Raw genomic sequence first — 11,041 nt, forward strand, 5'->3', positions numbered from 1 at the left:
AGCAGCTGTACTCGGACCCTGGTTCACCAGGTTCATCAGTGCCTTGGCTCAGGTGACGAGAACCCGCACCGCCCCTCCACGTTTTCCCGTCACTGGAGACGACATGACCAAGACCCCGACGAGGTCGAGAAGACTGGCCAGCGTGCTCATGGCCGGCTTCGGCGCGACACTCATGTTGCTGACCGCCCCCGGCCCCGCCGTCGCCCAGCAGGCTCCCGAGAGCCAGGACGCCTCGTACGCGTCGGTGAAGCCCGCGCCGAAGGGCGGTACCAGTGACTTCCGCGGAGTGAACTGGGCCGACCCGCGCGACAACTACGCCAGTGACGCCGTCGTGCCGAGCGGGCTGAAGGTGACCGACAGCTACCGCACCGTGTACCGCACCACGCAGAAGATGGTGAGCGGGTTCAAGAAGAACCTGGGCGCCAACACGCTGCGCCTGCCGATCAACCCGGCGAGCGTGGGCACCACCTGGTGGAAGTCGTACCGGGCGACGATCGACGCGGCCACGGCCTCCGGTGACAAGGTCATCGTCAGCTACTGGGAGGCCGACTCCAGCAAGGACGGGCTGGTCGACGACACCGCCGCCTGGAAGACGATGTGGAACACCGTGGTGCGGGAGTACAAGTACAACCCGCGGGTCTACTTCGAGCCCATGAACGAGCCGCACGGCTACACCCTGGACCAGTGGGTGTCCGTCACCAGCGGCTGGCTCGCCCAGCACAAGGACGTCCCGCGCGGCCGGGTCGTGATCAGCGGTACCGGCTACAACGACAACGTCACCGGGGTCGGCGCGGCACCCCAACTGCGGGGCACGCTGCTGTCGTTGCACTTCTACGGGTTCTGGAACAGCTACACCAAGCAGTCGGACTGGACCGCCGACCTCGAGGCGCGCCTCGGCAAGTACACCGGCCGCACCATCATCGACGAGGCCGGCTCCCCGATGACCATCGGCCTGAACTACGGCGCCTGGAACGGCAACATCTACACCTCGTACCTCGCGTCCGTGGCCAACACCGCCCGCAGCAAGGGGATGGGACTGGTGTACTGGCCGGGGCTGCGCTTCGGTGACTCCTACTCGATCGAGTCGCTGGACGCCGACGGCAACCTCGTGGACAACAGCGCCACCGGCGTCGCGCTGCTGCGCTGGGGCTACGGCTTCGGCAAGACCCCGCCGGTCAACGACCTGCCGCCCGCGCCTCCCGGTGAGGTCCTGCGCGGAGTGGCCTCGGGCCGCTGCGTCGACGTGCCCGGCTTCAGCACGACCAACGGCACCCAGCTCGACCTCTGGGACTGCAACGCCGGCGGCAACCAGACCTGGAACTGGAACGCGGACAAGCAGCTCACCGTCTACGGCAACAAGTGCATGACGGTCGGAGGCACCGGAGCCACGGCGGGAGACCCCGTGGTCATCACCGACTGCACCGGCGCGGCGGCACAGCAGTGGAACGTGAACGCGGACCTCTCCGTGACCAGTGTCGCGAACCCGGCGCTCTGCCTGGACGCGGCCGGAGCGGGCACCGGCAACGGCACGTCGGTCGACGTCTGGTACTGCAACGGCGGCAGCAACCAGCAGTGGACCAGGAGCTGACACTGATCGGTACCACCCGGCGCCGTCGCGCTTCGCCTCACGGCGAGGCCGACGGCGTTTCGCTGTTCGCGTCACGGGGGGGTCAGTAGCCGTAGCCGCCTCCCGAGCCACTTGAGGAGGGGCTGGGTGCGGTGCTGGTGATCGAGGCGCCGCTGGGGCTGACCACGTACCAGGCGCCTCCGAAGGCCGTGCTGCCCTGGCCGGAGGTGTCGCCGGGCTGGGTGTCCTGGGAGAAGCGGTAGAGGGGGTGGCCGTGGTAGGTGACCTGGGTGGTGTGGTCGTTGCGGGGAGTGGTGCCGACCATGGTGGCGTTCAGGCCGTGGGCGCTGGGGTGTCCGGTCGTGGTGTCGGGTGGCCATGCCTGGGCGCAGGTGCCGTAGCAGTGCGAGGTGGTGCCGCTGTCGGCCCTGAACAGGTACAGGGTCCGGCCGGATCCGTCGACGAGGATCCGGCCGAGCGGGGAGCTGTGTGTCCGCAGCGTGCCGGATCCGCCGGTTGCGGGGGCGCTGCTGCTGGGCGGAGGCGATGAGCTGGTGGACGCGGACGACGAGCCGGTGGTGCCGGAGCTTCCGCATCCGGCGGCGAAGGCGGCGACGGCGGTCGCCGCCGCGGCGATGGTGGCGGCGCGGTTCATGACAGTTCTTCTTTCCTCTGGAACCTCCTGCCGCGACGTGTGCGGTAGGGCTGGTCCTCGGGCCCGCCGCGGGGCGGGGTCTGTAGTTCGATACGTCCGGCATTTCCTTTTTGTTCATGTAGGGGCGCGGGGCATGGCGCCCCCGCTCGGACCGCTACTGAAGTGCGTGGACGGCGGCTGAGAACAGCGGGGGCATCCGGGACGCCGCGGGGACGATGAGGCGGGCGGTGGCCGGTCGGTGGGCGGCGGCCAGCAGGGCGCCGGTCAGCAGCCGGTGACGGCGGGTCAGCCGGGCCCAGGCGCGCTCGTACGCGTCCGGTCGTCCGGCGGCCAGGCAGCGGACGGCGGCCCCGGCCGTCGCCAGCGCGAGGGCGACGCCCTCGCCGGTGAGGGCGTCCAGGTAGCCCGCGGCGTCGCCGACGAGCAGGACACGGCCGGCCACTCTGCGCCGCACCCGCTGCCGCAGTGGTCCGGCGCCGCGTACCGCCGTCGTCGCCGGGCCGGGCAGCGACGCGGTGAGGGCGGGGAAGGCGGCCAGGTGGTCGTCGTATCCGCGTCGGCTGCGGCTGAGGATCGCGACGCCCACCAGGTCGTCGCCGACCGGTGTCACATAGGCCTCGCCGTGCGGGGACCAGTGGACCTCCACGAAGTCCGTCCACGGTTCGACGCGGTAGTGCCGGCGCAGCCCGTAGCGGCCGTGGGGGCGGCCCGGCAGCTCCAGCCCCAGGCCGCGGCGCACCGGCGAGTGCAGGCCGTCGGCGGCGATCAGCCAGCGGGCCGCGGTTCCGGCGGCGGTGACCGTGTCCGCGTTCTGGCGCACCTCGCCGACCTTGCCCTCCAGCACGCGCACGCCCAGGCCGAGGGCGCGTTCGTGCAGGGCGGAGTGCAGCGTCGTACGGCGGACTCCGAGCCCGCCGCGGCCGCGGAAGGGCGCCTCGGCGTGGGTGGTGCCGTCGACGTAGCGGATGCCGCGCAGTTCGCGGCCGGTGACCTCCTCGATGCCCAGGGCCCGCAGCGCGGTGACGCCACTGGGCATGAGGCCTTCTCCGCAGGCCTTGTCCACGGGCGCGGCGCGGGGTTCGACGACGACGGCCTCCAGGCCCGCGAGGGCCGCGTGGATGGCGGCGGCCAGGCCCGCCGGTCCGCCACCGGCCACCAGTACGTCGATCACGCCGGAGCCGACGTGGTCGGCGTGGTCGGCGCGGTCGCGGCGGCCAGCGCCCGGTTCTCGCAGCGGATGCGGACGGTGAGCAGGGCGGCGTTGAGCACCGTGAAGGTCGCCGCGGTGACCCAGGCGGTGTGGACCAGTGGCAGGGCCAGGCCCTCGGCGACGACAGCCACGTAGTTGGGATGCCGCAGCCACCGCCACCGGTAGGGGCCGCCCGTCACCAGCGGCAGGCCGGGAACGACGATCACCCGGGTGTTCCAACGCGGCCCCAGGGTGTGGATGCACCACCACCGCAGCGCCTGGGCGGCCACCAGTACGGCCAGCATCGGCCAGGCCAGCGCGGGCACGAAGGGCCGGTCGGCCAGCCACACCTCGGTCGGACAGGCGAGCAGCAGGCCGGTGTGGAGGGCGACCATCGCCGGGTAGTGGCCCTGCCCGCTCACGGTGGCGCCGCGCGCGGCGCTCCAGCGTTCGTTGCGGCGGGCGACGACGAGTTCGGCGACGCGCTCGCCCGCGACGGCGGCCACCAGCAGTGCGTACCAGATCATGTGTCGTGAGTCCTCGTGTCCGGACTACCAGCGCAGCAGGACGAGTTCGCAGGCGAAGCCGGGCCCCATGGCCAGCAGCACACCCGGCGTGCCGGGCGGCGGACGGCGCTGGGCCAGGGTGTCGCGCAGGACGTGGAGCACCGACGACGAGGACAGGTTGCCCACATCGGCCAGGTGACGCCAGGTCACATCGAGCGCCCCCTCGGGCAGGTCGAGGGCCTCGGTGACGGCCTGGAGGACCTTGGGGCCACCCGGGTGGCACACCCAGGCGGTCACATCCTTCGGCTTGAGGCCGTGGTCGCCGAGGAACCCCTCGACGTCGTCCGCGAGATACCGGCGCACCACGTCGGGGACCCGCGGGTCGAGGACGACCCGGAAGCCGGAGTCGCCGATGTCCCAGCCCATGACGCGCCCGGTGTCCGGATACAGGTGGCTGCGGGTGTCCACGATCGTCGGGCCGGACGTCTCGTCGGTGCGGCCCGCGCCGTACGCGACGACCGCGGCGGCGCCGTCCCCGAACAGTCCCGTGGCGACCAGGTTGGCCAGGGAGGCGTCGTCGCGCTGGAAGGTGAGCGAACACAGTTCGACCGACAGCAGCACCGCCACGTGGTCGGGCCGGCCCAGCAGGTAGTCGTGCACCCGGGAGAGACCGGCGGCGCCCCCGGCACAGCCCAGGCCGAACAACGGCATCCGTCTGACGTCCGGCCGCAGCCCGAGGCGGCCGACCAGCGCCGCGTCGATCGAGGGCGTGGCGATGCCGGTGACGGAGGTGAAGACCAGCAGGTCCACGTCGGTGGCGGACAGACCGGCCGCGTGCAGGGCGCCCCGGACCGCCTTGGCGCCCAGGTCGGTGGCGGCGGCGATGAAGACGTCGTTGGAGGCGCCGAACCCGTCCAGCTCCCCGTACCGTTCGAGCGGCAGCGTCATATGGCGCGAGTTGACCATCGCCCTGTGGTGCAGCCGGTCCAGGACCCGCCGGTCGCTGCCCTCCGGCAGGCAGGTGCGGGCCACCATGTCCGTGATCTCGTGCTGGGTGTGACGGTGCGGTGCGAGGGCGCCGTGAACGGCGGCGATCCGCGTCATGTGGTTCCCGTCCGGTGACCGACTGGGTGGGCTGTTCCCACACCTTCCCCCGGAGCGGGGTTCCACCACCATGGATCGCCCGTCCGGCCGTTCCCTCCGGGGGCGTGGGTACCGGCCGGGCGGGGCCCGGGCGCCTACGATCGGCCGGGTGGGCACTCCCGAGCAGTCGACGGCCGGCCTCCCGGCCGCGAGGTGGGCCGGCCGGGCGAGGGGCCTGGCCGGAGCGTGCCATCCCGGGCCGGTCGTGGCGGTCACCGCGCTGACGGCCGCGCTGGCCGTGACCGCGGGTCAGGGCGCCGCGCGCAGTGCCCTGACCGCCGCCGCCGTGCTGACCGGGCAGTTGTCCGTCGGCTGGTGCAACGACGCCTTCGACGCCGGCCGGGACACCGAGGCCGGTCGCCGCGGCAAACCCGTCGTCGACGGCACGGTCGGCGTGAGAGAGGTGTGGGTGGCCGCGTACGCCGCGCTGGCGCTGTGCGTGCCGCTGTCGCTCGCGTGTGGCCTGTGGGCGGGCGCCGTTCACCTGACCGGGGTGGCGGCGGCCTGGGCGTACGACCTGCGGCTCAAGGCGACGGCGTGGTCCTGGGCGCCGTACGCGGTGGGCTTCGCCGCGCTCCCCGCGTTCGTGGCGCTGGGACTGCCGGGGCGACCGTGGCCGGCCTGGTGGGTCGTCACCGCCGGGGCACTCCTCGGGGTCGGCGCCCATCTGGGTGACGTGCTGCCGGACATCCGCGGGGATCTGGCGACGGGCGTACGGGGCTGGCCGCACCGGCTGGGACCGGACGGGGTGCGGCTGTTGCTGCCGGTGCCGCTGGTGGTTGCGTCCGCTGTTCTGGTGCTGGGTCCTGCCGGGCCACCTGACAGCCGCGGCGTGGCGGCGCTCGCGGCGGTCGTCCTGGTCGCGGTGGCCGGGGCGCTGCTGGGGCGCCGCTGGGAGCGGTCGGCGTTCGCGGCGGCCGTCTGTGTGGCGGTGGTGGACGTGACGCTGCTGCTGCACGGCACCGGGATCGCCTGACCGCGTCCGCCGGGCCCGTCGCGGTCGGCGTGGCCCCGGGCGCCGTCGCCGCCGGTGCTCGTCCTGAGTCCGGCAGGTCCCGGATCCGGGGTGGCAGGCCGCGGATCCGGGGTGGCAGACTTCCCCCGCGCGGTGTCGGTGCGTGCCCGGCCGCATCGTCGCGATCGGCCCCGTCGGCGTCCTGCCGCTCGGGTGGGATGACGGTGACGAGCAGCAATCAGGAGACGCATCAGGTGAGTCCACATCCGGCGGACGCTCACGGTGCGGCCGACTCCCAGCTCCGGATGGTGGAGCTCGCCGAGGTACTGGCCGCCGCGGAGGCCGCGGCGCCGGTGGAATCGCTGGACGTCGTCGCCCACATGCTGAGGCAGAGCCTCGACGCGACGCGCGTCTCCTTCCTCATCACGGACTTCACCGGTACGGCAGTGGTGCGCCTCGGCGCCGCGGGGGACGTCAGGACCGACGAACCGGTCAGGCGCACAAGCCTGCGCGGCACCTTGTACGACGAGGTGATCCGGACCCAGCAGCCGGTCACGGAGGTCGAGGGCGACGGGAGCACGGTCCGGGTCGTCGCTCCGGTCACCAACCGGGGAGACGCCATCGGTCTCCTGGAGTGCTTCCTCCCCTCGGCGCCGGACGAGGCCGCGATGCGGGAGATCGGCGAGACCGCGCACGCACTGGCCTACATCGTCATCGCGAACCGGTCGTACACCGATGTGTACCAGTGGGGCCGCCGCACCAAGCCGCTGAGTCTGGCCGCGGAGATCCAGCACCGGCTGCTGCCCTCGTCCCTCGCCTGTGAGGCCGCGCAGTTCACGGTCGCCGGATCGCTGGAACCCGCCGACCATGTCGGAGGCGACACGTTCGACTACGTGGTCGACCGCGACACCATGCAGCTGTCCGTCACGGACGCCATGGGCCACGACGTCGACGCCGCCCTGCTCGCGACCCTCGCGATCGGGGCGCTGCGCGGGGCCAGACGAGCGGGCGCCGATCTCGCCGAACAGGCCCGGCAGGCCCACCAGAGCCTGCGCGAGCACGGCAAGCACGGGTACGTCACCGGCCAGCTCCTGCGCATCAGCCTGCTCGACGGGAACACGGAGTTCGTCAACGCGGGCCACCCCTGGCCGCTGAGGTTGCGCGACGGGCGGGTGGAGCGGCTCGGCGTCGAGGTCGACATGCCGTTCGGGTTTCCGTTCTCGCGCGGTTACCGGGTCCAGCGGCTGGATCTGCGGCCCGGCGACCGGCTGGTGATGCTCACCGACGGCATGCTGGAGCGCCGGGCCCGGAACGTGGACCTGGAGGGCCTCATCGTGCGCACGCGTGACCTGCATCCGCGGGAGGCCGCCCGTACGGTGATCGCGAGGGTCATCGCCGCGAACGACGGCCACCTGCGGGACGACGCCACCATCATGTGCCTGGACTGGCACGGCGTCACGGCCTCCCGGCGGAACGCGGACACCGGTGCGCAGCTCGCGGACGCGTCGCCCTCGCCGACGTCGGCGGACTGACGCGCCAGCAGAGCCGGGCAGGGGGCCGGCCGCCGGCCACCACACGGTTCCTCAGCGCAGCGGGCGCCGGTGCCGGCCCATGCGCATGCCCACGTACACCAGGGCCACCAGGAACACCGCGATGCCGATGACCAGCAGGTAGAACAGTCCCTTGACGGCGACGCCGACGATGCCGAGCACGATCGCCGCGAGGACGAGAAGCAGGAAGAGCGTCATGGCGTAAAGCACCTCCTCGACAGGGCGGGGTCAGCGGCGGGCGAGCTGCCGCTCGCCGTTCGCGCCGGGCTGGTAGGGCAGGCCGTAGTGCGCGAACACCGCGGCCTCGTCCTCGGCGGGCAGTACGTCGTCCGTGCCGATCGCCGGGCCCTTCTTCACCAGCGACCGGTCGTAGCCGACCTTGACGTAGCCAGGCCCCACGACCGCGTCGTGCAACGGGACGAACACCAGCTGGCGGCGGGTCGGCAGCCCGACCTGGACCGTGCCCATGGCGGGCTCGTCGGTCCTGGTGTCCACATAGACGGCCTCCAACGTGCCGATCTTGTGGCCGTCCGCGTCGACGACGTCGTGAGTGCGCCACTCACGGATATCCGCACTCTGGATCATCCTTGGGTCCCTTCGCGCCTCGGTGCACCCGGAGAAGGCACTTCTCCGCGTTCCCGTATCAGCCCTGGTGACACCCATCGAAAAAGTAGGGCCGGCAGGGCAGTAGAACCCCCCTCCGTACCCGTCTCTACAGGGGACGAGGGAGGGCACCCATTGAACGCCGACGAGGAACGCCAGTTCCGTGAGTTCGTGGCGGCGCGGTCGAGATCGCTGCTGCACACGGCCTACCTGCTGACCGGGGACTGGGAACAGGGCCGGGACCTGCTCCAGACCGCGCTCGCCGCCACCGCTCGGCGCTGGTCGAAGCTGCGCGACCGGGAGCAGCCGGAGATCTATGTGCGCCGGGCGCTCTACCACGCCCAGGTGGACCGCTTCAGGTTGCTCAGCTGGGGGCGTGAGACGGTTACCGACGCGCTGCCGGACCGGCCGTCCGCGCAGGCCGCCGACTGGGCCGACACCGTGGTCCAGCGGCAGGACATCATGTCCGCGCTGCGGCGGCTGCCCAAGCGGCAGCGCGCGGTGATCGTGCTGCGCTACTTCGAGGACCGGCCGGACAGCGAGATCGCCGCGATCCTGGGCGTGGCCCAGGGGACGGTCCGCAGCCAGACCCACAAGGCCCTCGCCTCGCTCCGCACCACCCTGGCCGGGGCGGGGCCGTCGGCCGCCTCCTCCACTGCCTCCGGAAGGGGCGCCGTCGCATGAACGACTCGACCGAACACCCGCTGCACGACGCCCTGCACGCCCATGTCCAAGAGAGCGGCGGTGACGCCGGTGCCCAGCTGGCCGGTCTGGCCGACGGAGCGCTGCGGATCGCCCGGCGGCGGCAGCGGCTGGTCCGGGCCGGGGCCGGCGTCGTCGCCGCCGTCGCGGTCGCCACCACCTGGGCGGCCGTCGCGGACGGGGCGACCCCGCGCGCGCACGTGGTGCAGCCGGGGGCAGGGGAGGGCACGGGGAAGGCGGCCTTGCTCTCCCTCCTGCCGGTCACGTCGTCCAACGAGAAGGCGTGCGCCCCTGGCAGCGGCGGCTACACCGTGCCCGCGAGCGCGACCCACCCGGCGTTCTGCGTCCGGGTCGACCGGGCCGCGGGCATGACCGGCGTCCGGGTCGCCTCCGCCAAGGCCGAGAAGAGCAGCCTCGACGGCACCTGGCTGGTCGACGTGCGCCTCGACTCCGCCGACCGGGACCGTTTCGCCGCCCTCACCGGTTCCCTCGCGTCGGCCCCGGCCCCGCGCAACGAGTTCGCCATCGTCATCGACGGCAAGCTCTGGGGCAACCCCTACGTCAGGACCTCGCTCACCGGCGGCCGTATCGAGATCGTCGGCCCCTACATGGGCGACCTCACCAGCACCACCGCCCACGAGCTCGCCCAACGGCTGGATCCCGGCAGGTGACCCGAGCGGAGGCGGACCTCGTGCCGGCGGCCGAGGGTCACATCGTCGAGCGCAGGTGGCTGACGGTGACGAAGTGGTATCCGCGGGCGGAGAGGGTGCGCAGGATCTCGGGCACGGCGGCCACCGACGTGGGGTGGATGTCGTGCATCAGGACGACGTCGTCGGGCTTCACCTTCGAGACGACGGACCGGGCCACCTTGGCGGCGTCCGGGTACTTCCAGTCCTCGGTGTCCAGGGTCCACAGCACCGGGGAGAGGCGGGTGGCCGGCGGACGGTGCTGTTGAGCGCGCCGTAGGGCGGGCGGAACAGGGTGGGGGCCGTGCCGGTGGCGGCCTTGATCGCGGCGCTGGTGCGGTTCAGCTGGTACGCGACCTGCTCGGCGCCGAGTTTGGTGAGGTCGGGGTGACTGTAGGAGTGGTTGCCCACCTCGTGGCCCGCGCGGACCTCGGCGCGCACCAGCGCGGGGTGGGCGACGACGTTCTGGCCGACCGTGAAGAAGGTGGCCCGCGCGTGGTACTGCGCGAGATGCGTCAGCAGGGTCGCGGTGGAGGTGGCGGACGGGCCGTCGTCGAAGGTCAGGGCGACGCACGTGACCTTCGCGCAGTCGGTGTCGTCGTCACCGGAGGCTGTGTGCGTGGGCACCGCGGGCGTGGGCGTGGCGGCCACCCCGAGGTCGAGCGAGCCGGTCGGGCTGACGCTCTGCCGCTGGGCGCGTGCGCCGAAGTCGGACAGCCAGGGCGTGACGGTCTCCTTGGGCACGGTCACGCTGTAGGTGCCGGCGGGGACGGCGCCGACCGTGCCCGGATCGAAGGTCACCCGCAGGCCGCCGTTCGCGGCGAAGGCCATGTCGTCGAGTTCCCCGGCGAGGAGCGACGGGTCGGCGAACGCCTGCTCCAGGGTCTGCGCGTCCGTGCCCTCCCGGCCCTCGAGCCGGCTCTTCAGGGCGGCGACGAAGGCGGACCGGGAACCGCTGTCGACGAGGTCCAGCGCGGTGCGGTACGCGCCCGCCCGGCCGTCGTACCAGTAGGTGCGCCGGGCCAGTCCGCTGCCCACCCCGCCGCCGCCCAGGGTGGTCAGGCGGACGCCGAGGACGTCTCCGGAGGCGACCAGGAACCCGTGGCTGATGTTGAGCTCGCCGGCGGGGGCGTCGGCTTCGTCGGCGCAGGACTCGCGGAAGAGGGCCAGGCGCGCCTCCACGTCCTTCCTCATCGCCTCCGTCGCCGCGGTCGCGCCGGGCACGTCCGGGTAGCTGGTCGCCCACGCGCAGGAGGTGTTCTCGCTGTTGTCGCTGACGATCTGAAGCCCTTTGATCTTCGAGGGGTCGACGGAGCGCACCGGGGAGGCGGTGGCCGACGATCCGGGCGCCGCGGTGGCCGTGCCGCTCGCCGTCCCGGAGGACCCTAAGGGCCCCGACGAGCAGGCCGTCGCCATGGAGAGCGAGCCGAGCAGCAGGAGGGAGGGGATGAGGAGGTGAGTGCGCATGGGATCAGTACCTGAGGG

At 72.7% G+C, this 11,041-nt stretch carries 13 protein-coding genes; 5 read left to right on the top strand and 8 right to left on the bottom strand.

Annotation, left to right across the window (positions count from 1 at the left end; genetic code table 11):
* Positions 1–103 precede the first annotated feature (103 nt).
* Entirely contained in the window at positions 104–1,588 is a 1,485-nt protein-coding gene (locus tag ABZT06_RS09210; RefSeq protein WP_355737201.1) for a ricin-type beta-trefoil lectin domain protein, read from the top strand.
* Between the two features lie 82 nt (positions 1,589–1,670).
* Here the strand turns inward: ABZT06_RS09210 and ABZT06_RS09215 are convergent, their stop codons facing one another.
* The 4 genes from ABZT06_RS09215 to ABZT06_RS09230 all read right to left on the bottom strand — a co-directional run bounded on the left by ABZT06_RS09215 (position 1,671) and on the right by ABZT06_RS09230 (position 5,021).
* The gene (locus ABZT06_RS09215) at positions 1,671–2,222 is read right to left on the bottom strand and encodes a hypothetical protein (RefSeq protein ID WP_355737204.1); all 552 of its coding nucleotides are present in this window, start codon (positions 2,220–2,222) and stop codon (positions 1,671–1,673) included.
* A 154-nt stretch (positions 2,223–2,376) separates the two neighbouring features.
* Positions 2,377–3,393, bottom strand: coding sequence for an FAD-dependent monooxygenase (locus tag ABZT06_RS09220; protein WP_355737207.1), 1,017 nt, complete (start codon positions 3,391–3,393; stop codon positions 2,377–2,379).
* Positions 3,390–3,938, bottom strand: coding sequence for an isoprenylcysteine carboxyl methyltransferase family protein (locus tag ABZT06_RS09225; protein ID WP_355737210.1), 549 nt, complete (start codon positions 3,936–3,938; stop codon positions 3,390–3,392). The genes ABZT06_RS09220 and ABZT06_RS09225 overlap by 4 nt, the downstream gene beginning before the upstream one ends.
* Positions 3,939–3,962: 24 nt before the next feature.
* Entirely contained in the window at positions 3,963–5,021 is a 1,059-nt protein-coding gene (locus ABZT06_RS09230) for a 3-oxoacyl-[acyl-carrier-protein] synthase III C-terminal domain-containing protein (RefSeq protein ID WP_355737212.1), read from the bottom strand.
* A gap of 148 nt (positions 5,022–5,169) precedes the next feature.
* Here ABZT06_RS09230 and ABZT06_RS09235 point away from each other — a divergent pair, with 148 nt between their 5' ends.
* Complete coding sequence (locus ABZT06_RS09235; RefSeq protein ID WP_355737215.1) at positions 5,170–6,036, top strand: UbiA family prenyltransferase; 867 nt, start codon at positions 5,170–5,172, stop codon at positions 6,034–6,036.
* A gap of 287 nt (positions 6,037–6,323) precedes the next feature.
* Positions 6,324–7,547, top strand: coding sequence for a PP2C family protein-serine/threonine phosphatase (locus ABZT06_RS09240; RefSeq protein WP_355738256.1), 1,224 nt, complete (start codon positions 6,324–6,326; stop codon positions 7,545–7,547).
* Positions 7,548–7,598: 51 nt separating this feature from the next.
* On the opposite strand, the gene ABZT06_RS09245 is transcribed toward ABZT06_RS09240, so the two are convergent.
* Both ABZT06_RS09245 and ABZT06_RS09250 read right to left on the bottom strand, forming a co-directional pair.
* Positions 7,599–7,763, bottom strand: a complete 165-nt coding sequence (locus ABZT06_RS09245; RefSeq protein ID WP_355737218.1) for a hypothetical protein — start codon at positions 7,761–7,763, stop codon at positions 7,599–7,601.
* Positions 7,764–7,793: 30 nt separating this feature from the next.
* Complete coding sequence (locus ABZT06_RS09250; RefSeq protein WP_355737220.1) at positions 7,794–8,150, bottom strand: PRC-barrel domain-containing protein; 357 nt, start codon at positions 8,148–8,150, stop codon at positions 7,794–7,796.
* Positions 8,151–8,303: 153 nt separating this feature from the next.
* Here ABZT06_RS09250 and ABZT06_RS09255 point away from each other — a divergent pair, with 153 nt between their 5' ends.
* The gene (locus ABZT06_RS09255; protein WP_355737223.1) at positions 8,304–8,852 is read left to right on the top strand and encodes a SigE family RNA polymerase sigma factor; all 549 of its coding nucleotides are present in this window, start codon (positions 8,304–8,306) and stop codon (positions 8,850–8,852) included.
* On the top strand, positions 8,849–9,541 hold the full coding sequence (locus ABZT06_RS09260; RefSeq protein ID WP_355737226.1) for a hypothetical protein: 693 nt from the start codon (positions 8,849–8,851) through the stop codon (positions 9,539–9,541). Before ABZT06_RS09255 ends, ABZT06_RS09260 begins: the two co-directional genes overlap by 4 nt.
* Positions 9,542–9,578: 37 nt before the next feature.
* Here ABZT06_RS09260 and ABZT06_RS09265 read toward each other — a convergent pair whose 3' ends face one another.
* Both ABZT06_RS09265 and ABZT06_RS09270 read right to left on the bottom strand, forming a co-directional pair.
* The gene (locus tag ABZT06_RS09265; protein ID WP_355737229.1) at positions 9,579–9,713 is read right to left on the bottom strand and encodes a hypothetical protein; all 135 of its coding nucleotides are present in this window, start codon (positions 9,711–9,713) and stop codon (positions 9,579–9,581) included.
* The gene (locus tag ABZT06_RS09270; protein WP_355737232.1) at positions 9,710–11,023 is read right to left on the bottom strand and encodes a polysaccharide deacetylase family protein; all 1,314 of its coding nucleotides are present in this window, start codon (positions 11,021–11,023) and stop codon (positions 9,710–9,712) included. Before ABZT06_RS09270 ends, ABZT06_RS09265 begins: the two co-directional genes overlap by 4 nt.
* Between the last annotated feature and the right edge of the window lie 18 nt (positions 11,024–11,041).

It is taken from the genome of Streptomyces sp. NPDC005483 (genome assembly GCF_040606035.1).
Taxonomy (GTDB): domain Bacteria; phylum Actinomycetota; class Actinomycetes; order Streptomycetales; family Streptomycetaceae; genus Streptomyces.

Bases quoted from the DNA above. Each gene is read 5' to 3' on its own strand.
- ABZT06_RS09215 (WP_355737204.1), bottom strand. From the start codon at position 2,222: ATGAACCGCGCCGCCACCATCGCCGCGGCGGCGACCGCCGTCGCCGCC.
- ABZT06_RS09245 (WP_355737218.1), bottom strand. From the start codon at position 7,763: ATGACGCTCTTCCTGCTTCTCGTCCTCGCGGCGATCGTGCTCGGCATC.
- ABZT06_RS09260 (WP_355737226.1), top strand. From the start codon at position 8,849: ATGAACGACTCGACCGAACACCCGCTGCACGACGCCCTGCACGCCCAT.
- ABZT06_RS09210 (WP_355737201.1), top strand. From the start codon at position 104: ATGACCAAGACCCCGACGAGGTCGAGAAGACTGGCCAGCGTGCTCATG.
- ABZT06_RS09270 (WP_355737232.1), bottom strand. From the start codon at position 11,023: ATGCGCACTCACCTCCTCATCCCCTCCCTCCTGCTGCTCGGCTCGCTC.
- ABZT06_RS09225 (WP_355737210.1), bottom strand. From the start codon at position 3,938: ATGATCTGGTACGCACTGCTGGTGGCCGCCGTCGCGGGCGAGCGCGTC.
- ABZT06_RS09230 (WP_355737212.1), bottom strand. From the start codon at position 5,021: ATGACGCGGATCGCCGCCGTTCACGGCGCCCTCGCACCGCACCGTCAC.
- ABZT06_RS09250 (WP_355737220.1), bottom strand. From the start codon at position 8,150: ATGATCCAGAGTGCGGATATCCGTGAGTGGCGCACTCACGACGTCGTC.